Here is a 20,529-nt window from a genome sequence, read left to right as displayed (position 1 = left end):
ATGCTGTGAAGGTGGCTGTAGTCAGCCCCCTTGGAAACTGGCGGAGATTACCACAAAGCGTGCCACACACCTACCCCGCGACCACCTTCGAATCGGCTGATCAGTGCAGGCGCTTGCGGCACATCAGTTGCGCCAGCTTGGCTGCATCCGGCCTCTCGACCACGCCCTTTTCGGTCACGATGTAATCGACCAGATCTGCCGGCGTCACATCGAACACCGGATTGACCACCGGCACATCAACCGCAACCCGCTGCCCGGCGATCTCCAACAGCTCATCGCTGCTGCGCTCCTCCAGGAGGATGTCCTCGCCGCTTTCCAGGCTCATGTCGATGCTCGAACTGGGCGCCACCACCATGAAGCGTACGCCGTGGTGCATGGCGTTGACCGCCAGCTGATAGGTACCAATCTTGTTGGCCACGTCGCCATTGGCGGCAATCCGCTCGGCACCGACGATTACCCAGGTGATGCCCTTGGTCTTCATCAGGTGAGCCGCCGCCGCATCGGCATTGAGGCTCACCGGCACCCCATCGCCCGCCAATTCCCAGGCGGTGAGGCGCGCCCCCTGCAACCAGGGTCGTGTTTCATCGACATAAACGAGTTCGATCAATCCCTCCAGATGCGCCGCACGAATCACTCCCAGGGCGGTACCAAAACCGCCCGTAGCCAGCGCACCGGCATTGCAGTGGGTCAGCACGACCTGCGAATTGCCCTGATGCTTGCGGATCAGCTCCATGCCCAGCTGCGCCATGGTCAGGTTGGCCTCGCGGTCACTGACATGAATGCCAATGGCTTCGGCTTCCAGCAGCGCCAGAATGTCATCACCATCCTTGAGCCGCGCCAGACGCTCGCGCATGCGTTGCAAGGCCCAGAACAGGTTTACTGCGGTGGGGCGCGATTGTTCGAGGCGGGCGAAATCCGCATCCAGCGACTCACGCCAGTCGCCACCGGCCTGCAGCCTGGTACGCGCCGCCAGCACCAGGCCATAAGCAGCAGCGATACCGATGGCCGGAGCACCGCGCACAACCATGTCACGAATCGCCTCGGCCACCGCCGCAGCCGACTCGAAGCGCAGCCAGGTCTGCCGGTGCGGCAACAGGCGCTGATCGAGCAAATACAGGGCGCCATCACGCCAGTCGATCGCCTGAACCTTCTCCACCGCCAGCAATTGCTCGCGCATCGCGCACTCCATCCTTCACGGCCAAAAAATCGCGGATTATACGCAGAGAAGCAGGCGCAGACCGAACAATCCAGCAGAGCCCACGACTTCAAGCAGCGGACGTTCATCTATACACTGACGCACTTCTTATGCAGCCTTCACGCCATACGGACACTCGATCATGCCCGAAGCCCCTCTCGACCTCCTGCTCCTGCCCACCTGGCTGGTGCCCGTGGAGCCGGCTGGCGTGGTGCTGCGCGAGCATGGCCTGGGCATTCGTGACGGCCAAATCGCCCTGATTGCGCCGCGCAGCGAGGCGCTGCGCCACCCGACGACAGAGATACGAGAGCTGCCGGACTGCCTGCTTGCCCCCGGCCTGATCAACGCGCATGGACACGCAGCCATGACCCTGCTGCGCGGCATCGCCGACGACCTGCCGCTGATGACCTGGCTGCACGAGCATATCTGGCCCGCCGAGGGCAAATGGGTCGACGAGGATTTCGTCCGCGACGGCACGGAGCTGGCCATCGCCGAACAGGTCAAGGGTGGCATCAGTTGCTTCTCCGACATGTATTTCTACCCGCAGACAGCCGCCGAGTGCGTGCACAACGCTGGCGTTCGCGCACAGATCACCGTGCCCGTTCTGGATTTCCCGGTGCCCGGCGCACTCAATGCCGCCGAGGCACTGCGCAAGGGCCTGCAGCTGTTCGATGACCTCAAACAGCATCCACGCATTCGTATCGCCTTCGGCCCGCACGCCCCCTACACGGTCAGCGACGACAAGCTCGAGCAGATCCGCGTCCTGGCCGACGAGCTGGACGCCGGCATCCACATGCACGTGCATGAAACCGCTCAGGAAGTGGCCGAGGCCGTCGCCAAGCACGGCGAGCGCCCACTGGCACGCCTGGCCCGTCTCGGCCTGCTCGGCCCACGTTTCCAAGCCGTGCACATGACCCAGATCGACGACGACGATCTGGCCCTGCTGGTCGAACATAACTGCAGCATCGTCCACTGCCCGGAGTCCAACCTGAAACTGGCCAGCGGCTTCTGCCCGGTCGAACGCCTGTGGCAGGCCGGCGTCAACGTCGCCATCGGCACTGACGGCGCCGCAAGCAACAACGATCTCGACTTGCTCGGTGAAACCCGCACTGCTGCACTGCTGGCCAAGGCAGTTGCCGGCTCGGCCACCGCCCTGCATGCCCACAGCGCGCTGCGCATGGCCACGCTCAATGGCGCCCGCGCCTTGGGCCTGGAGAGCCAGGTCGGCTCGCTGGAGCTGGGCAAGTTGGCCGACCTGGTCGCGTTCGATCTTTCCGCCCTGGCCCAGCAACCGGTCTATGATCCGGTTTCACAACTGATCTACGCCAGCAGCCGCGACTGCGTGAAACACCTGTGGGTAGGCGGCAAGCAACTGCTGGATGATGGCCGCCTGACCCGTATGGACGAAAACGATCTGATCGCCAAGGCCAAGGACTGGGGAACCAGGATCGCCAGCAAGTAATACCGCTTATTCTCCCCTCTCCCGCTTGCGGGATAGGGGCCGGGGGAAAGGGCTGCCAGGCAGGCCCTCTCCCCAACCCTCGCCCATAAATGGGAGAGGGAGCAGACCGAGTATCAACGAAGTAGATGAGCCGCCGATAACCCTTGGGCGCTACAACATTCCCAAGCCACTGCGACAAACTGACATACATTGAACGAATCCACGCCGCCCCACGCCGAGTCTTAAACTGGCAACATGGCGGCGATACGCTTTCCATGCTTTCAAAGAGATGCTTATGAGCAACGTCGACCGCGCCGAAATCGCCAAATTCGAGGCACTGGCACACCGCTGGTGGGATCTTCAGAGCGAGTTCAAACCTCTGCACGACATCAACCCGCTACGGGTGAACTGGATCGACGAGCGCGTCGGCCTGGCCGGCAAACGCGTGCTCGACGTCGGTTGCGGCGGCGGCATCCTCAGCGAGGCAATGGCCCAGCGTGGCGCCACTGTCACCGGCATCGACATGGGCGAAGCACCGCTGTCCGTGGCCCAACTGCATCAACTGGAGTCCGGCGTCGAAGTCGAATACCGGCAGATCACCGCCGAAGCCATCGCCGAGGAAATGCCGGGCCAGTTCGATGTAGTCACCTGCCTGGAGATGCTCGAGCACGTACCCGATCCGTCCTCGGTGATCCGCGCCTGCCACAAACTGGTCAAACCCGGCGGTCAGGTGTTCTTCTCCACCATCAACCGCAACCCCAAGGCCTATCTATTCGCGGTGATCGGCGCCGAGTACATCCTGCGCCTACTGCCACGCGGCACCCATGACTTCAAGAAATTCATTCGCCCCTCAGAACTCGGCGCCTGGAGTCGCGCGGCAGGACTGGAGGTCAAGGACATCATCGGCCTGACCTACAACCCCCTGACCAAGCACTACAAACTGGAAGCTGACGTGGACGTCAACTACATGATCCAGACGCTGCGCAAGGAGTGACACGCATGCGTTTGAAAGCGGTTCTTTTCGACATGGACGGCACCCTGCTCGACTCGGCGCCGGACTTCATCGCCATCACCCAGGCCATGCGCACCGCGCGTGGTCTGCCGCCCCTGGCGGACAAGGTGATTCGTGACCAGGTCTCCGGTGGCGCGCGCGCCATGGTCAGCTGTGCGTTCGACGAAGCCCCGGACTCGCCCGCCTTCGAGGCGCTGCGCCAGGAGTTTCTCGAGCGCTACCAGGAACATTGCGCAGTGCTGACCCGTCCGTTCGACGGTATCGAAGAGCTGCTCAGCGATATCGAGCAGGCGCGCCTGCTGTGGGGCGTTGCCACCAACAAGCCGCTGCGCTATGCCGAGCCGATCATGCAACGCCTGAAGCTGGCAGAACGCTCTGCGGTACTGGTCTGCCCTGACCATGTCGAGCAGAGCAAACCGGCCCCGGACATGTTGCTGCTCGCCTGCCAGCAGATGGGCGTCAAACCGGAGGAAGTGCTGTTCATCGGCGATGATGCGCGCGATATCGAATCTGGCCGAGCCGCTGGCTGCCGCACTGCTGCAGTGACATACGGCTATATCCACCCCGAAGACAACCCACGCAACTGGGGCGCCGATGTGGTCGTGGATCACCCTCAGGAACTGCGTGCCGTCCTCGACCGCGCCATTTGCAGCTGTTGATCTCACAGGGCGTGTGAAACCCGCCACTCCCCCATTTGGCGGGCGTCCCCCGCCCTACCCTTAGAGCTCTCCGAAGGATTCTCACATGTTCGACTACACCGCCCGCCCCGATCTGCTCAAGGATCGGGTCATCCTGATCACCGGCGCAGGTCGCGGCATCGGCGCGGCAGCCGCCAAGAGCTTCGCCGCACACGGCGCCACCGTGCTGCTGCTGGGCAAGACCGAGGCCAACCTGAGCCAGGTCTACGACGAGATCGAGGCCGCCGGCCATCCGCAGCCAGTGGTGATCCCCTTCAACCTGGAAACCGCCCTGCCGCATCAGTACGACGAACTGGCGGTGATGATCGAGAACGAATTCGGTCGCCTCGACGGCCTGCTGCACAACGCCTCGATCCTCGGCCCACGGACACCGCTGGAACAGCTGTCCGGTGACAACTTCATGCGCGTGATGCATGTCAACGTCAACGCCATGTTCATGCTCAGCAGCACCCTGTTGCCGCTGCTCAAGCTGTCCCAGGATGCCTCGGTGGTCTTCACCTCCAGCAGCGTCGGCCGCAAGGGCCGCGCCTATTGGGGCGCCTATGCCGTCTCCAAGTTCGCCACCGAAGGCCTGATGCAAGTCATGGCCGACGAACTCGATGGCATCAGCAACGTACGCGCCAACAGCATCAACCCTGGCGCCACACGCACCGACATGCGCGCCCAGGCCTATCCGGGGGAAAATCCGGCGACTCGCCCGCTGCCGCAAGACATCATGCCGGTCTATCTCTACCTGATGGGATCGGACAGCGCCGGCGTCAATGGCCAGGCTTTCGACGCCCAGTAACACCACCCGCCCGGCGCCAGGCGCCGGGTGGCCCGCGACAGAAATCCGCCACGCCCATCACCAAGCGGCAGCACATTGCCAGTATTGCCGTCAGACAACCGGCAAAAGCCTGCCACTTGCCAGCCAAAGAAACACCCAAGCCACTGAAATAAAAGGATTTTCATCAATCCTGAACCAGCTGGCATGAAATTCGCTCTAACCCTCTCGTCGCACCATCGCGCCAGAGGTTCAGCTCCATGGTTCCCCCCAGCCAATCCAACACCATCGATTTCGACGCCGCCAAACTGCAGCGCCTTGGCTTTACTGGCAGTCGCAGTCTGCCGCTAAAGCCGGCTAGTCTGGTGGAGCTGCGTCATCAACTGAGCCTGCAATTGCAAACCAGCCTGGATGTCGAACGCATTCTCGGTCTGTTCTTCCGCGAGGTGCAGCGCCTGGTGCCTCTCGATGCCCTGGCCTTCCAGCACCCGTCCCACGACCTGCGCCTGGAACTGGGCGATCGGGCACCACACTCGGCCGGCTACCGTCTGAGCCACGAAGGAGAATACCTGGGCGAACTGATCTTCCGTCGCAAGCAGCGCTTTGCCGAAGAAGAGCTGATGCAGCTGGAGTCGCTGCTGGCCAGCCTGCTGTTTCCACTGCGCAACGCCCTGCTCTACCGCACCGCCCTGCAAAGCGCCCTGCGCGACCCACTGACCGACACCGGCAACCGCATCGCCATGGATCAGGTGTTGCAACGCGAGGTGGATCTGGCCCGCCGCAACTTGCAACCGCTATCCATGCTGATGCTGGACATCGATCACTTCAAGACGATCAATGACAACCACGGCCATGCACTGGGCGATGAAGTGCTGAAAGCCGTCGCTCAGACCCTCAAGAGCCAGTTGCGCAACATCGACATGGTGTTCCGCTATGGCGGTGAGGAGTTTCTGGTGATCCTCTCCGGCACCAATCGCGAAGGCGCCGCCCTGGTAGGCGAACGCCTGCGTTTTGCCGTGATGGAACTGCAATGCCTGGATGCCGGCCGCCCAATCGATGTTTCGATCAGCCTCGGCTGCTCCAGCCTGCTGCCGGGTGAATCCGCCGAAAGCCTGCTACGCCGCGCCGATAGCGCCTTGTATGTCGCCAAGCGCGAGGGCCGCAACCGCCTGTCCATGGCGGGCTGAGAGACGGCTTTTCGTCTGCCGAATGAAATCCGGGCCAGAATGAAAAAGGGACTCCGCAGAGTCCCTTTTTTCGTCGATCAGCGTTTACGTCCGAAACCCGGACGCTGGCCGTCACCAGCAGGCGGACGCTTGCTTGGCGAGGCCGGACGCGGTTTGCGGGCCGGACGGTCAGCCAGCTCGACCGCCGGACGCGGCTGACGCTTCTTCACATCACTCGGACGCTCGGCGACCGGCGTGCCACGGCCATTTTCCCGACGCTCGCCACCCTCTTTGCGCGGTGCACGCGGCGTGCGCTGCTCACCCTCGTCACGACGTGGCGCACGACTCGGACGGGAGCCCTCTGCAGCCGCCTCATCCTTTGCCGGACGCAGTACGCGCTTGCCACGCACTTCCACCGGCTTGGCCGACTTGCGCTGCAAGCGGTCGAGCTTCTCGCGGGTCTTTTCCTTCATCGCTGGCAGTGCCTGCGGCGTCAGGCCGACTTCAGCACTGAGAATGTCCACTTCGCGCTGATCCATCTCACGCCAGCGGCCCATGGTCAGATCGGAGGTCAGGAATACCGGACCGAAGCGCACGCGCTTCAGGCGGCTGACAACCAGCCCCTGGGACTCCCACAGACGACGAACTTCGCGGTTACGCCCTTCCATCACCACGCAGTGGTACCAGTGGTTGAAGCCTTCACCGCCTGGTGCTTCCTTGATGTCGGTGAACTTGGCCGGACCGTCTTCGAGCATGACCCCGGTCTTGAGGTTCTCCAGCATTTCTTCGGTGACTTCACCGCGCACACGCACGGCGTACTCACGATCCATCTGGTAGGACGGGTGCATCAGGCGGTTGGCCAACTCACCATCGGTGGTGAACAGCAGCAAGCCGGTGGTGTTGATGTCGAGGCGGCCGATATTGATCCAGCGTCCTTCTTTAGGGCGCGGCAAACGGTCGAATACGGTAGGACGGCCTTCCGGATCGTCACGGGTGCAGATCTCACCATCCGGCTTGTTGTATATCAGCACACGGCGTACCGAGCCGGCGATCTCTTCGCGCTTGAGCAGGCGGCCATCAAGGGCAATGGCGTCATGACTATCGACGCGCTGGCCGAGCGTGGCGGCTACGCCATTGACCTTGACGCGGCCTTCGCCGATCCAGGTCTCGATCTCGCGACGCGAGGCAAGACCCATACGGGCCAGGACTTTCTGCAGTTTCTCGCCTGCAGGGCGTGGTTGTTCGTGCTCAGTCATCAAAGGCACCTCCCGGTGTAGTAGTGGATGATCGAAGGGCGCGCATCATACGCGCTGCAAAGCCCTTAGGGTAGACGATACTGACGCTTGCGCACGCACAGTCGAGTATCCCGTTGAACCGCAGCTCACAGGAGGAGCTTTGTAGTAGTGCTTGGTATTGGGCAATCGCTGGCATTCACCGCAGAGCACGACGCCTGCAAGCAGTGCGGGCATACGCCTAGCGCTTGCGGCGGCCAGTCGCCTCCAGCACCAGCAGGCGCATATCGGCCTCGGCCAGCAAGACCCGGCGCTCACTCTTGTCCAGGCGCTTCCAGCCTTTGATTTCCTGACGACTGCGACCACAGCCCAGGCAAATGTCCCGCTCGAACTCGCAGACCTTGATGCAGGGATTCTTGCTCATTGAACCGCCTCGACAGGAAGTATCGGATGGGCGCAAGAATAGAGGCCTGGCGGCCGAGGGCGAGATTGAAGTATTCGATGAACGGCTTAAACGATCTCAATGCAACGTTTCGTCGTCATCCAGATCGGCCGTGTTGGCCACGGACTCGTCTTCATCGTCCGCCAGGCGCAGATCGTCGAAATCGGTCTTGAGCCCCTGTTCCATGGTGTCCAGCTCGGCCAGCAGGCTGCGGAAGCTGGTTTCTTCGCGAGGCTCGGCCGGCTCGCCGTCTTCCTGCAAAACCAGATCGGCCCTCGCCTGCAATCCCGCCGGCACCTCGGCATCGTCGTCCAGCGCCAACTCGGGTTCCGGCTCCAGCTCCCGCAGAGCAGCCAATGGCGGCAATTCATCGAGGCTCTTGAGATTGAAATGGTCGAGAAAGCCCTTGGTGGTGGCGAACATCGCCGGACGGCCGGGCACGTCGCGATAACCCACTACCCGAATCCACTCGCGCTCGAGCAGGGTCTTGGTGATGTTGCTGTTGACCGCCACACCACGCACATCTTCGATTTCACCGCGGGTGATGGGCTGGCGATAGGCGATCAGCGCCAGCGTCTCCAGCAGCGCACGCGAGTAGCGTTGCGGGCGCTCCTCCCACAGCCGGCCGACCCAGGGTGCGAAACGCTCGCGCACTTGCAGACGATAGCCGGAGGCGACTTCCTTCAATTCAAAAGCGCGGCCCTCGCAGGACTGACGCAGAACGTCCAACGCCTCCTTGAACTGCTCGGGTTCCGGCCGCTCCCCTTCCTCGAAAAGTTCGAAGAGGCGCTCCAGGGACTGCGGCTTGCCGGACGCAAGAAGAAAGGCTTCGAGCAGTTGGGCCAGCTCGCGGGGATCGGTCAGGTTCATTCAGCACGGGCTCGGACGTGGATGGCGGCGAAGGGCTCATTTTGCACCAGCTCGACCAGAGATTCCTTGATCAATTCGAGCACGGCCATGAAGGTCACCACCACGCCCAAGCGCCCTTCATCGGCACCGAACAGTTCGATGAAAGGCACGAAAGCACCGCCCTTGAGACGTTCGAGCACTTCGCTCATGCGTTCGCGGGTCGACAGCGCTTCACGGGTGACCTGGTGGCTCTCGAACATGTCGGCGCGGCGCAGCACCTCGGCCATCGACAGCAGCACCTCTTCCAGACTGACATCCGGCAGCAGCTTGCGCGCACGCGCCTCCGGCGCGTCCAGGCGCGGCACCGTGACATCGCGGCCCACACGTGGCAATTCGTCCAGGCCTTCGGCAGCAGCCTTGAAACGCTCATACTCCTGCAAACGGCGAATCAGTTCGGCGCGCGGGTCGTCCTCTTCCTCTTCCGCCTCGCTCGAACGCGGCAGCAGCATGCGCGACTTGATCTCGGCGAGCATGGCCGCCATCACCAGGTACTCGGCAGCCAGCTCCAGACGCACCGTATGCATCAGTTCGACGTAGCCCATGTACTGACGGGTAATTTCCGCCACGGGGATGTCGAGAATGTCGATGTTCTGCTTGCGGATCAGGTACAGCAGCAGGTCGAGCGGCCCTTCGAAGGCTTCGAGAAACACCTCCAGCGCATCCGGCGGGATGTACAGATCCAGTGGCAGCTCGGTAACAGCCTCACCATAGACCAGAGCGAACGGCAGCTCCTGCTGCGCGCCGGCCTGGCTGTCTACGGCCGCCACAAGGTTCTCGCTCATTGCCTACGGCCTCGGACAGAGAGGCGAACCATCACTCATCACCTTCGAATGGCGACGGGTCGCCACAACCGACCCGGATGATCTCCGGCGAATCGTCTGCCAGATTGACCACGGTGGAGGCCTCCAACCCGCCAAAGCCGCCGTCGATGATCAGATCGACCTGGTGCTCGAGCATCTGACGCATCTCGTACGGGTCGGAAAGCGGCAGATCGTCACCCGGCAAAATCAGGCTGACGCTCATCAGCGGCTCGCCCAATTGCTCCAGCAACGCCAGAGCGATGGGATGGCTCGGCACACGAATGCCGATGGTGCGGCGCTTGGGATGCAAGAGCATGCGCGGCACTTCGCGCGTGGCATTGAGAATGAAGGTGTAGGGGCCTGGCGTATGGTTCTTCAGCAAACGGAAGGCCGCGGTATCGACCTTGGCGAACAGACCGATCTGCGACAGATCACGGCAGACCAGGGTGAAGTTGTGCTTGTCGTCGAGCTGACGCAGGCGCCGAATGCGTTCCACCGCATTCTTGTCGCCGATCATGCAGCCCAGCGCGTAGGACGAATCGGTGGGATAGACCACCACGCCGCCGCTACGAATGATCTCTACCGCCTGTTTTATCAGGCGAGCCTGGGGGTTCTCCGGGTGAACCTGGAAGAATTGACTCACACTTGCTCCCTGCTCATGGGGTGACAGCGGATGACTGTACATGGTCGAAGCGCTCCCAGAGCGCTGTTAGGTCATCGGGTAGCGGGCGATACATGCCCAGTTCGGACCAGTCACCCGGCGCATGAAAATCGCTGCCGACACTGGCCATCAAGCCGAATTCACGCGCCAGAATCGCCAGACCGCCGACCTGCTCGGCCGGTTGCATGCCGTTGACCACTTCCAGGGCATGCCCACCTGCCGCGGCAAAATCGGCCACCAAACGCCGACGCTTACTGCGAGTAAAGTCGTACTGCCACGGATGTGCCAGGCTGATCCAGGCGTTAGCGGCCCGCAAGGTGTCGACGGTCTCTTCGAGAGCAGGCCAATGCTGTTTGACATCGCCCAACTTGCCCGAGCCCAGCCACTTGCGGAAGGCTTCGGCACGGTCGCGCACGAACCCTGCGCGCACCATGAATTCGGCAAAATGCGGTCGTGCCGGCGCGTTGCCGCTATCGCCCAGCTCGCGCTGAATCGCACGGGCGCCATCCAATGCACCCGGCATACCCTTGGCGGCCAGACGCCGGTCAATTTCCTCGGCGCGCTGCCAGCGACCATGGTGCAAAGCCTCGATGGCCTGGCGCAACGCCAGCGCCTCACGCTCGAAGGCATAGCCCAGCACGTGAATGGTCGCCCCGCCCCAGGTGCATGACAGCTCGATGCCATTGACCAGTTGCATGTCCAACGCTGCCGCTGCTCTACGTGCCTCTTCGAGACCTTCGAGGGTGTCGTGATCGGTCAACGCCAGCAACCGCACGCCACGCGCATGCGCCCGAGCCACCAGTACGGAGGGGGCCAGGGCGCCATCGGAGGCGGTGCTGTGGCAGTGCAGATCGACAATCATGGCGGCGCTTTCGTTGAGATTGATGTTTGTTATTATGCCCCACATCCGTCTTCTAGCTGCCGTTGTCTGGCATAAATGCTTGCCCTTCCCTCCCTAGGTCGATCCAAATAAGGACTGAGATGCTCTACGCCATCATCGCCACCGACGTCGAAAATTCCCTGGAAAACCGTCTGGCCGCGCGCCCGGCTCACCTCGCGCGTCTTGAGCAGCTCAAGCAGGAAGGTCGCGTCGTAGTGGCCGGCCCACACCCGGCAATCGACAGCAATGACCCAGGCCCAGCAGGCTTCAGCGGCAGCCTGATCGTCGCTGAATTCGACTCGCTGGAAGCCGCGCAAGCCTGGGCCGATGCCGATCCTTATCGCGCGGCTGGCGTATACGCCAGTGTCATCGTCAAGCCCTTCAAGAAAGTCTTCCCCTGATCCCAGCCCAAGCTGCTTTCGCATACAAGGAATCGCGATGCGCCCGATCCCGCTGCCCCTGCTGGTCACCCTGCTGTTGACCTGTGCACTTGCGCAGGCCGAGGAAGATGCCACGCCCCCCTCTACCACGGAGGCCGCAACAACGGCGCAGAGCGAAGTGCTGCAACAGCGCCTGGAGCAAAGCGAGCAATTGCGCAGCGAGCAGCAAGCCAATAGCGCCGTGCAATTGCAGCGTCTGCGCCAGGAAAACCAACGCCTGCGCCTGCAACTCAAGGAGAGCCAGGCCCAGGCCCAACCAAGACTGCTCAGCGAGGAGCAGACCTGGTTCGCCCTCGGTGCCGGCCTCAGCCTGATTTCCGTGCTGGTTGGCGCTGTACTGCGCGGCCGGCGCAAAACCCGTCGCGAGTGGATCAACTGAGCCAATGAGCCGTTTACTGCTGATCGATGACGACCAGGAGCTGTGCGAACTGCTGGCCAGTTGGCTGACCCAGGAAGGGTTTCAGGTCACAGCTTGTCATGAGGCCGGCAGTGCCCGCCAGACCCTCGCCACGCAGGCACCGGATGCCGTGGTACTGGATGTGATGCTGCCCGATGGCAGCGGTCTGGAGCTGCTCAAGCAACTGCGCAACGAACATCCGGAACTCCCTGTGCTGATGCTTTCGGCGCGCGGCGAACCACTGGATCGTATTCTCGGCCTGGAACTCGGCGCCGACGATTACCTGGCCAAGCCCTGCGATCCGCGCGAGCTGACCGCACGCCTGCGCGCCGTATTGCGCCGCACCGCACCAGCACCAATCAGCAGCCAGCTGGAACTGGGCGACCTGAGCTTCAGCCCCAACCGCGGAGTGGTCAGCATCGGCGAACATGACATCCCGCTGACCATTTCCGAGAGCCGCCTGCTCGAAGCCTTGCTACGCCAGCCCGGCGAACCACTGGACAAGCAGGAACTGGCGCAACTGGCTCTGGGCCGCAAGCTGACACTCTATGACCGCAGCCTGGACATGCATGTCAGCAACCTGCGCAAGAAGCTCGGCCCGCATCCTGACGGTCGTCCACGCATCCTCGCCCTGCGCAGCCGCGGCTATTACTACGCGCCCTGACGTCCGCTTGCGTAAATGCCTCGAAACATCGCCTTTACCTAAGCTTTACCCACGCCTGACTGCCCTTGACCTTGACCGCCGCATACTGAGCCCATCCGGTCGTTACCGGTTTCGAGACAAGGAGAAACACCATGCGTAAGACCCTCACCGCCCTGCTGCTCGCCGCTGCCCTGCCGACCCTGGCCATCGCCATGCCGATGGATGAAGGCGGCCCGCGCCATCACGACCGTGGCCCAGGCATGTTCAAGGAGCTGAATCTGAGCAAGGAGCAACGCCAGGAGTTTCGCAAGCTGATGGGCGAGCAGATGAAATCCCATCGTGAAATCACCAAGCGCTACCTGGACAAACTGCCAGAAGCCGAAAAGCAGGCCATGAAGAAAGAGCTGGAAACCGCCAGAGCCGCGCAACACAAGGCCCTGCGTGACCTGCTCAACCCGGAGCAACAGAAAGCCTTCGACGAACACCAGAAAAAAATGGAAGCTCGCCGCGCCGAAATGGCCGAGTTCAAGGCCTGGAAAGCCGAGAAGGAAGCCAAGGCCAACTGAACCTCCAGCCCATTACCCGACCGCCGCGCCTTTGGCCCGGCGGTTTTTGCATGAGGAGACACCGTGCGGTCATTGTTCTGGCGCATTCTTGCCACTTTCTGGTTGGCCATCGCCCTGGTGGCGGGGCTTTCCATGCTGCTCGGCCGCGCCCTGAACCAGGACGCCTGGATTCTCAACCAGCACCCGGGACTCGACGAGCTCGACCGACAATGGACCGAGCGCTACGAACAGGAAGGCGAGCGCGCCGCTCAACGCCTGCTCGAAGAACGTAAACGCGAATACCGCATCGATGTGCAGGTGCTCGGCGAGAGCGGTCAGCAGGTAGTCAAGGGCACCTTCCCATCGCGCGCAGCTGCGTTCGAGGCTCGCCACGGCGACGATCGCCGCCTGCCCTGGCGTCGCCTGACAGCCGAGTACACCAGCCCTACGAGCGGCGAGAGCTACCTCTTCATCTATCGCATTCCTCATCCGGAACTGGCCGCCTGGCACCGTGGCAGCCTGTTCTGGCCGCTCAGTGCCCTGGCCATCGCCCTGGTGGTACTGACCCTGTTCAGTCTGTTCCTGACACTGTCCATCACCCGTCCGCTGGATCGGCTGCGCGGCGCCGTGCACGACCTTGGTCAAACGGCTTATCAGCAGAACAGCCTGGCTCGCCTGGCCACTCGGCGTGATGAGCTGGGGCTGTTGGCCAAAGACTTCAATCGCATGGGCGAGCGCCTGCAAGGGCTGATCGGCAGCCAGCGTCAGTTGCTACGCGATGTCTCCCACGAACTGCGCTCACCGCTGGCGCGTCTGCGCATTGCCTTGGCTCTTGCTGAACGTGCCGAAGCGGCCGAGCGAGAGAAGCTCTGGCCGCGCCTGAGCCAGGAGTGCGATCGCCTGGAAGCGCTGATCAGCGAGATTCTCGCTCTCGCCCGCCTCGATGCAGACCCCGGTGCCGCGCAGCCAGTCGACCTCTCCGCCATGCTGAGCAAACTGCAGGAAGATGCACGACTGACCGCTCCCGAACAGCAGTTGCAGATCCATGTCGATCCGGACGTGCGTCTGCAAGGCTGGCCGGACATGCTGGAACGTGCATTGGACAACCTGCTGCGCAACGCATTGCGCTTCAACCCAGGTAGCCAGCCCATCACCCTCACCGTGCGCAATCAGGGCCAGCGAGTGGAACTGAGCGTGCACGATCATGGCCCAGGGGTCGCGGTCAAATACCTGCAGCAGCTGGGTAAACCCTTCTTTCGCGCCCCAGGGCAAGGCGGCTCGGGTCATGGCCTCGGGTTGGCCATCGCTCGCCGGGCAGCGCAGCGTCATGGTGGCGAGCTGTTGCTGGCCAATCACCCGGACGGTGGATTCATCGCCACGTTGAGCCTGCCGCTCAGACAACAGGCGAGCTGAGCGAACCTAGCCAAAGGCATCCGGGAGAGTAAGTGCGGGCACCCCCGGATTGCATCCGGGCTACGACTACACCGCTAATCGATCAGCCGTTCCAGGCGCTGACGAATTCCTCAGGCGCCAATTCCGGCGCCCGGCGCAACTCACGCTCCGGCGTACCGAGGTAGAGGTAGGCGATGATCTGTTCACCTGCCGCCAACCCCAATCCCTTGGCGACATGGGCGTTGTAGGCCATGTCGCCGGTACGCCAGACAGCGCCGATCCCTTGAGCATGGGCTGCGAGCAATATGCCGTGAGCAGCGCAGCCAGCGGCGATCACCTGCTCCGACTCGGGCACCTTGGGATGCGCCTGGGTGCGCGCTATCACCACCACCAGCAAAGGCGCACGCAGCGGCATGCCACGCGCCTTGGTCAGCGCCTCATCGGATACTTCAGCATCGGCGACACGCAGCGCCTCGGCGAACAGCTCACCCATGCGCGTACGCGCATCGCCCTCTACCGTCAGAAAGCGCCAGGGCCGCAGTTGCGCGTGATCCGGTGCGCGCAAGGCCGCGCGAAACAGCAGCTCGCGCTGCGCCGCATCCGGGGCTGGATCGACCAGACGAGGAACGGAAACACGGTTGAGCAGAGCGTCGAGAGCTTCCATCGGCCACCTCCGAAAACAAAGAGGCGCATTCTCAAGCGACTGGCGGCAGGCTGCAAGGACAAAGCCGCCAAGGCCCGGGCAAACGACCGTGCCAGGGATCGCCTGAAATAGTCGTCATGCCCACGCAGGCGGGACAGCGGCTTCATCGCTGAACAGCGCTTGCGCTGGCCCGAAGGGGAATCATCCAACCCCGCAGTAACTGGACTCCCGCCTTCGCGGGAGTGACGGAGTGGGGCTTTTTCAGAGGTTCCCTAGGCGACGCGATCCGGCGATATCACCGGCTGCACGGGCGGCGTCAGCGGCGGCAGGCCATGAGCCTTGCGCGCGTCGTCGCAACGCGGGTTGTGCACACCATTCTCCCAGGACGCCTCGAACTCACGACAACTGCTCGAACGCTGTTCATACATGGTGCAGCGCACGCCACAGCCGACATCGCCCAGCAGTTGGGTGCAACGTGCCGGCTTGCTCTCGGTACCACGCATGGCCACATAGTGAGGGCTGACCTGGATGACCTGTTCATCCGGAACGCTTCCGCCCGCGGATTGGCACTCGCCCCAGAAGAAGGACACACGAAAGAACGCGCAGCAGGCGCCGCACGTAAGGCAGGGATTAGCTTCGGACATGATAGGGGGCTCGGAAACCGACGGACGCCGGCAACTGGCGGCTATTCTATGCTTGGCCATGGCCTTGTAAAGCCCCCACCGTTGCAGGTTTACACGCTCAGGCCCGCAGGTAGAATGGCGCCTTTTCCATAACTCGCCAGAGTCCCCTCCACATGGCCTTGCCGACGCTGCGCATCATTGGTTTCATCATCGGCATATTCCTGATTACCCTGGCGGTGAGCATGGCCATTCCCATGCTCACACTGCTGATCTTCGAACACCCGGAAGATCTCTCGGCATTCCTCTGGTCGAGTCTGATCACCCTGATCACCGGGCTGGCCCTGGTCATTCCCGGCCGCCCGCAGCATGTACAGTTCCGCCCACGCGACATGTACCTGCTGACCACTGCCAGTTGGGTCGTGGTGTGTTGCTTCGCGGCACTGCCAATGGTGTTCATCGCCCACATCACCTACACCGACGCCTTCTTCGAGACCATGTCCGGCATCACCACCACCGGCTCGACCGTGTTGGTCGGCCTGGATGACATGTCACCGGGCATCCTCATCTGGCGCTCGATGCTGCACTGGCTCGGCGGCATCGGCTTCATCGGCATGGCCGTGGCGATTCTGCCGCTGCTGCGCGTCGGTGGCATGCGCCTGTTCCAGACCGAATCGTCGGACTGGGGCGAGAAAGTGATGCCGCGCTCGCACATGGCGGCCAAATACATCCTGCTGATCTACCTGGGGCTGACTGGTCTGGGCTTCCTGGCCTTCTGGGTCGCTGGCATGTCACCTTTCGACGCCATCAACCACTCGATGGCCTCGATCTCCACAGGAGGCTTCTCCACGTCCGATCTGTCGCTGGCGCACTGGCCACAACCGGCGGTGCACTGGACAGCCGTGGTGTTCATGATTCTCGGCAGCCTGCCCTTCATGCTCTTCGTGGCGACCCTACGCGGCAATCGCAGGGCGCTGCTGCGTGACCATCAGGTGCGCGGTTTCCTCGGTTTCCTGCTGCTGACCTGGCTGGTGTTCAGCACCTGGCTGTGGCTCAACTCGGAGTACGACTGGCTGACGGCCTTTCGCGTCGTGGCCGTCAATGTCACTTCGGTGGTCACCACCACCGGTTTCGCCCTCGGCGATTACACCACCTGGGGCAACTTCGCCCTGCTGCTGTTCTTCTACCTGACGTTCGTCGGCGGCTGCTCCGGTTCCACCGCAGGCGGTCTGAAGATCTTCCGTTTCCAGGTCGCCTACGTGCTGCTCAAGGCCAACCTGATGCAGCTGGTACACCCGCGGGCGGTCATCAAGCAGCAATACAACAACCACAACCTGGACGAAGAAATCGTCCGCTCGCTGATCACCTTCTCGTTCTTCTTCACCATCACCATCGGCGTGCTGGCTCTGGCGCTGACCCTGGTCGGACTGGATTGGGTCACTGCCCTGACCGGCGCCGCCACAGCGGTATGCAACGTCGGCCCAGGCCTCGGCCCGATCATAGGCCCGGCCGGCAACTTCGCCAGCCTGCCGGACTCGGCCAAATGGCTGCTGACCGTCGGCATGCTGCTTGGACGCCTGGAAATTCTCACCTTGCTGGTGCTGGTCACCCGCAGTTTCTGGAAGCACTGACCGATGCCTCTGTCGAGCCTGCGCATCATTGCCTTCGTCAACGGCATATTCCTGATCACCCTGGCACTGAGCATGCTGGTACCAGTGGTCACCCTGCTGGTCTTCGAGCGACCGCAGGAGATCAATTCCTTCCTCTGGTCCAGCCTGATCACCGCCCTGAGCGGCATCGCCATGATTGCCCAGGGCCGCCCACAACAGACCCATCTGCGCCCGCGCGACATGTACATGCTGACGGTCTCGAGCTGGGTGATGGTGTCGATCTTCGCCGCCCTGCCATTCCTCTTCGCAGAGCGCGCCAGCATCACCGATGCCTATTTCGAGAGCATGTCCGGCATTACCGCCACCGGTGCCACGGTATTCAGCGGCCTAGACGACATGTCGCCCGGCACGCTGATCTGGCGCTCTCTGCTGCACTGGCTTGGCGGTATCGGCTTCATCGCCATGGCCGTGGCGATCCTGCCCATGCTGCGAATCGGTGGCATGCGCCTGTTCCAGACCGAATCATCGGATCGTTCGGACAAGGTCATGCCGCGCTCGCACATGGTCGCCAAATTCATGGTGCTGGCCTACATCGGTCTCAGCAGTGTCGCCGTGCTGGCGTTCTGGCTGGCGGGCATGAGCCTGTTCGACGCGATCAACCACGCCATGTCATCCATCGCCACAGGCGGTTTCTCCACCTCGGACGCCTCACTGGGTCACTGGCAGCAGCCCGCCGTACATTGGGTCGCCGTCCTGGTGATGATCTGTGGCAGCCTGCCATTCGTACTGTATGTTTCGGCGCTGCGAGGCAACTACAGCGCGCTGCTGCGTGACGAACAGGTGCGTGGGTTCTTCGTGCTGTTGCTGAGTTGCTGGCTGATGCTCACGCTGTGGAAGTGGAGCACGTCCGATCTGCATTGGCTCGATGCATTGCGCCTGGTGGCGGTGAACATCACCTCGATCATGACCACCACTGGTTTCGCCCTGGGCGACTATCACCTGTGGGGCCCGTTCGCCAGCATGATGTTCTTCTACCTGGGCTTCGTCGGCGGTTGTTCCGGCTCCACCGCCGGCGGACTGAAGATCTTCCGTTTCCAGGTCGCCTATATCCTGCTCAAGGCCAACCTCAAACAACTCGTGCATCCGCGTGCAGTGATCAAGCAGCAGTACAACCGCCATCGCCTGGACGAGGATATCGTCCGCTCGATTCTGGCCTTCGCCTTCTTCTACACCATCACCATCGCCACTCTGGCGCTGGCGGTGGCCATGTGCGGAGTGGACTGGATCACCGCCATGACCGGCGCCGCCGCCATGGTGTCCGGCGTCGGCCCGGGCATGGGTGAAATGGTCGGCCCAGCCGGCAACTACGCCGGCATTCCGGATCTGGCCAAGTGGCTGTTGACCCTGGGCATGCTGCTGGGCCGCCTGGAGATTCTCACCGTGCTGGTGCTGCTGTTCCCGGCCTTCTGGCGGCACTGAGGCCTCAGGAAGCGATGCCCAGACGCGCCCGGTATTCGCCGGGCGTTTCGCCGAACCAGCGACGGAAGGCGCGAAAGAAGTTGCTCGGGTCGGCGAACCCCAGCAGATAGGCGATTTCCAGCAGCGTCAGGCTGACCTGGCCAAGGTACTGCTCGGCCAATTCGCGACGCGTATCGTCGAGCAGTTGCTGATAGCTGGTGCCCTCCTCCTGCAAGCGTCGCTGCAGCGTACGCTGCGACAGGTGCAGGGCTTGTGCGACCACCTCGCGTCGCGGCTCACCCTGTGGCAACAGGCGGCACAGCACCTGGCGCGCCTGATGCGTGACCCGGGTGCCGGAAAAACGCGCCAGGTATTCACCCGCGAAACGATCATGCAGTTGCGCCAGCGCCTCATTGGCGCTGGGTAGCGGCGCATCCAAATCCGCGCGGTCGAAAATCAGCCCATAGTGCTCGGCATTGAACTTGAGCGGCGCCTGGAACACCTGCTGGTAGGGCGCAAGATCCTCGGGAGGCGGCCCCTGGAAGCGGATCTCGCGTGGGCGCATCGGTTTGCTGGTCATCCAGCGGCAGAACGCCAGGCAGTAGGCCAGCGAGGCCTCGGCGCTCTGCCGGGCCGGCAGCAGGCGGTCGCCGTGGATCGCCAGGGTCAACGCATAGCCGTCGGGCTGCGGCAGGAAATTCAGATCAGCACCCTCGCCGATGATGCGCTGATAACGCACCAGCCGCGTAAAGCCATCGCGCAGATTACGGCTGGACATCAGCGCATATCCCACCACGTGGAAAGACGCCGGGCGCACCACCTGCGCCATGTTCAGACCGATCGCCGGGTTGCCCGAGAGCGCCACCGCACGCTGCCACAGGCGAGTCATGGCGTCCTGCGGGAAGCGCGCGTCGGGATCGTTCAACGCGGCGTAATCCATGCCCAGCTCGGCGAACAGGCTGGCACAGTCGACGCCGCCCAGTTCCAGTGCCTGTACGATGGCCAAGGCCCAATTGGAAGATGTGGTTCTTTCGCTCATCGTCTTGTTCTTATGGTCAATCAAGCCAGCAAGGTCAGGGTTGGCGGCGCAAGGATACTAGACTGGCACCTTAAGTCAGTGGCCTATGGAGACAGCCACCCTACACTCTACAGTGACAATAACAGGAGGTGCGCCATGACCGCCCAGACCACCGAACGCTACCAGAGCTTCGCCGAGTTCTATCCCTACTACCTGCAGGAGCACAGCAATCCCGTGTGCCGCCGCCTGCACTACGTCGGCAGCCTGCTGGTGCTGGCGATCCTCGCCTATGCCCTGCTCACCCAGCAATGGTTGTGGCTGCTGGCCATGCCACTGGCCGGTTATGGCTTCGCGTGGGTCGGTCACTTCATCTTCGAGAAGAATCGACCGGCCACCTTTGATTACCCGCTGTACAGCCTGATGGGCGACTGGGTGATGCTCAAGGACGCCTTTACCGGCCGTATCCGTTTCTGACCACAAGTGCATCTGGAAGCATTACCGTCACTAGGTCTTCTGGGTTCCCGCCTGCGCGGGAATGACGGTGGTTTAGCCTATCGTTGGCAG

General features: G+C 62.7%; 23 protein-coding genes. 13 read left to right on the top strand and 10 right to left on the bottom strand.

Annotated elements, in window-relative coordinates:
• Positions 1-100 precede the first annotated feature (100 nt).
• Positions 101-1,177 (bottom strand): S-methyl-5-thioribose-1-phosphate isomerase, encoded by a 1,077-nt coding sequence (gene mtnA / locus C7A17_RS21450; RefSeq protein ID WP_106740273.1) that lies wholly within the window; start codon positions 1,175-1,177, stop codon positions 101-103.
• 160 nt (positions 1,178-1,337) lie between these two features.
• Here mtnA and C7A17_RS21445 point away from each other — a divergent pair, with 160 nt between their 5' ends.
• From C7A17_RS21445 to C7A17_RS21425, 5 genes are all read left to right on the top strand, one after another.
• The gene (locus tag C7A17_RS21445; protein ID WP_106740271.1) at positions 1,338-2,657 is read left to right on the top strand and encodes a TRZ/ATZ family hydrolase; all 1,320 of its coding nucleotides are present in this window, start codon (positions 1,338-1,340) and stop codon (positions 2,655-2,657) included.
• A 274-nt stretch (positions 2,658-2,931) separates the two neighbouring features.
• Positions 2,932-3,630, top strand: coding sequence for a bifunctional 2-polyprenyl-6-hydroxyphenol methylase/3-demethylubiquinol 3-O-methyltransferase UbiG (ubiG, locus tag C7A17_RS21440; RefSeq protein ID WP_106740268.1), 699 nt, complete (start codon positions 2,932-2,934; stop codon positions 3,628-3,630).
• Positions 3,631-3,635: 5 nt separating this feature from the next.
• A complete protein-coding gene (mupP, locus tag C7A17_RS21435) occupies positions 3,636-4,307 on the top strand; it encodes an N-acetylmuramic acid 6-phosphate phosphatase MupP (RefSeq protein ID WP_106740266.1) in 672 nt (223 codons plus the stop codon).
• A gap of 85 nt (positions 4,308-4,392) precedes the next feature.
• Positions 4,393-5,133: a YciK family oxidoreductase gene (locus tag C7A17_RS21430; RefSeq protein WP_106740263.1), complete on the top strand. Its 741-nt coding sequence runs from the start codon at positions 4,393-4,395 to the stop codon at positions 5,131-5,133.
• Positions 5,134-5,369: 236 nt separating this feature from the next.
• Complete coding sequence (locus C7A17_RS21425; protein ID WP_106740261.1) at positions 5,370-6,296, top strand: GGDEF domain-containing protein; 927 nt, start codon at positions 5,370-5,372, stop codon at positions 6,294-6,296.
• A 77-nt stretch (positions 6,297-6,373) separates the two neighbouring features.
• On the opposite strand, the gene rluB is transcribed toward C7A17_RS21425, so the two are convergent.
• The 6 genes from rluB to C7A17_RS21395 form a co-directional block, all read right to left on the bottom strand.
• Positions 6,374-7,531 carry a 23S rRNA pseudouridine(2605) synthase RluB gene (gene rluB, locus C7A17_RS21420; RefSeq protein ID WP_106740258.1) on the bottom strand — a complete coding sequence of 386 codons (1,158 nt, stop codon included), beginning with the start codon at positions 7,529-7,531 and terminating at the stop codon, positions 6,374-6,376.
• Positions 7,532-7,748: 217 nt separating this feature from the next.
• Positions 7,749-7,931 carry a DUF1289 domain-containing protein gene (locus tag C7A17_RS21415; RefSeq protein ID WP_106740255.1) on the bottom strand — a complete coding sequence of 61 codons (183 nt, stop codon included), beginning with the start codon at positions 7,929-7,931 and terminating at the stop codon, positions 7,749-7,751.
• Between the two features lie 96 nt (positions 7,932-8,027).
• Positions 8,028-8,819 carry an SMC-Scp complex subunit ScpB gene (gene scpB, locus C7A17_RS21410; RefSeq protein WP_106740253.1) on the bottom strand — a complete coding sequence of 264 codons (792 nt, stop codon included), beginning with the start codon at positions 8,817-8,819 and terminating at the stop codon, positions 8,028-8,030.
• Positions 8,816-9,640, bottom strand: a complete 825-nt coding sequence (locus C7A17_RS21405; RefSeq protein WP_106740250.1) for a segregation and condensation protein A — start codon at positions 9,638-9,640, stop codon at positions 8,816-8,818. Before C7A17_RS21405 ends, scpB begins: the two co-directional genes overlap by 4 nt.
• A gap of 31 nt (positions 9,641-9,671) precedes the next feature.
• Positions 9,672-10,301 carry an L-threonylcarbamoyladenylate synthase gene (locus C7A17_RS21400; RefSeq protein WP_106740248.1) on the bottom strand — a complete coding sequence of 210 codons (630 nt, stop codon included), beginning with the start codon at positions 10,299-10,301 and terminating at the stop codon, positions 9,672-9,674.
• Between the two features lie 13 nt (positions 10,302-10,314).
• Positions 10,315-11,181: a PHP domain-containing protein gene (locus C7A17_RS21395; RefSeq protein WP_106740245.1), complete on the bottom strand. Its 867-nt coding sequence runs from the start codon at positions 11,179-11,181 to the stop codon at positions 10,315-10,317.
• 119 nt (positions 11,182-11,300) lie between these two features.
• Here C7A17_RS21395 and C7A17_RS21390 point away from each other — a divergent pair, with 119 nt between their 5' ends.
• From C7A17_RS21390 to C7A17_RS21370, 5 genes are all read left to right on the top strand, one after another.
• The gene (locus C7A17_RS21390) at positions 11,301-11,600 is read left to right on the top strand and encodes a YciI family protein (RefSeq protein ID WP_106740243.1); all 300 of its coding nucleotides are present in this window, start codon (positions 11,301-11,303) and stop codon (positions 11,598-11,600) included.
• A gap of 37 nt (positions 11,601-11,637) precedes the next feature.
• Positions 11,638-12,018 (top strand): SH3 domain-containing protein, encoded by a 381-nt coding sequence (locus C7A17_RS21385; protein ID WP_106740240.1) that lies wholly within the window; start codon positions 11,638-11,640, stop codon positions 12,016-12,018.
• A gap of 4 nt (positions 12,019-12,022) precedes the next feature.
• Entirely contained in the window at positions 12,023-12,700 is a 678-nt protein-coding gene (locus tag C7A17_RS21380) for a response regulator transcription factor (protein ID WP_106740237.1), read from the top strand.
• Between the two features lie 131 nt (positions 12,701-12,831).
• Positions 12,832-13,245, top strand: a complete 414-nt coding sequence (locus tag C7A17_RS21375) for a Spy/CpxP family protein refolding chaperone (protein WP_106740235.1) — start codon at positions 12,832-12,834, stop codon at positions 13,243-13,245.
• A 63-nt stretch (positions 13,246-13,308) separates the two neighbouring features.
• Complete coding sequence (locus C7A17_RS21370; protein WP_106740233.1) at positions 13,309-14,637, top strand: sensor histidine kinase; 1,329 nt, start codon at positions 13,309-13,311, stop codon at positions 14,635-14,637.
• 82 nt (positions 14,638-14,719) lie between these two features.
• Here C7A17_RS21370 and C7A17_RS21365 read toward each other — a convergent pair whose 3' ends face one another.
• Both C7A17_RS21365 and C7A17_RS21360 read right to left on the bottom strand, forming a co-directional pair.
• Positions 14,720-15,280, bottom strand: coding sequence for a nitroreductase family protein (locus C7A17_RS21365; protein ID WP_106740230.1), 561 nt, complete (start codon positions 15,278-15,280; stop codon positions 14,720-14,722).
• Positions 15,281-15,531: 251 nt separating this feature from the next.
• Positions 15,532-15,903: a YkgJ family cysteine cluster protein gene (locus tag C7A17_RS21360; RefSeq protein ID WP_106740227.1), complete on the bottom strand. Its 372-nt coding sequence runs from the start codon at positions 15,901-15,903 to the stop codon at positions 15,532-15,534.
• 152 nt (positions 15,904-16,055) lie between these two features.
• On the opposite strand from C7A17_RS21360, the gene C7A17_RS21355 reads away from it, so the two are divergent.
• Both C7A17_RS21355 and C7A17_RS21350 read left to right on the top strand, forming a co-directional pair.
• Positions 16,056-17,510 (top strand): TrkH family potassium uptake protein, encoded by a 1,455-nt coding sequence (locus C7A17_RS21355; RefSeq protein ID WP_106740225.1) that lies wholly within the window; start codon positions 16,056-16,058, stop codon positions 17,508-17,510.
• Between the two features lie 3 nt (positions 17,511-17,513).
• The gene (locus C7A17_RS21350; RefSeq protein ID WP_106740222.1) at positions 17,514-18,968 is read left to right on the top strand and encodes a TrkH family potassium uptake protein; all 1,455 of its coding nucleotides are present in this window, start codon (positions 17,514-17,516) and stop codon (positions 18,966-18,968) included.
• Positions 18,969-18,972: 4 nt separating this feature from the next.
• Here C7A17_RS21350 and C7A17_RS21345 read toward each other — a convergent pair whose 3' ends face one another.
• On the bottom strand, positions 18,973-19,986 hold the full coding sequence (locus tag C7A17_RS21345) for an AraC family transcriptional regulator (protein WP_106740219.1): 1,014 nt from the start codon (positions 19,984-19,986) through the stop codon (positions 18,973-18,975).
• Positions 19,987-20,121: 135 nt separating this feature from the next.
• Between C7A17_RS21345 and C7A17_RS21340 the strand changes: the two genes are divergently transcribed.
• Positions 20,122-20,439, top strand: a complete 318-nt coding sequence (locus C7A17_RS21340; RefSeq protein ID WP_106740217.1) for an Mpo1-like protein — start codon at positions 20,122-20,124, stop codon at positions 20,437-20,439.
• Positions 20,440-20,529: the final 90 nt, after the last annotated feature.

It is taken from the genome of Pseudomonas mendocina (assembly GCF_003008615.1).
Taxonomy (GTDB): domain Bacteria; phylum Pseudomonadota; class Gammaproteobacteria; order Pseudomonadales; family Pseudomonadaceae; genus Aquipseudomonas; species Aquipseudomonas mendocina_C.
This window is presented reverse-complemented; position numbering and strand designations above follow the sequence as displayed.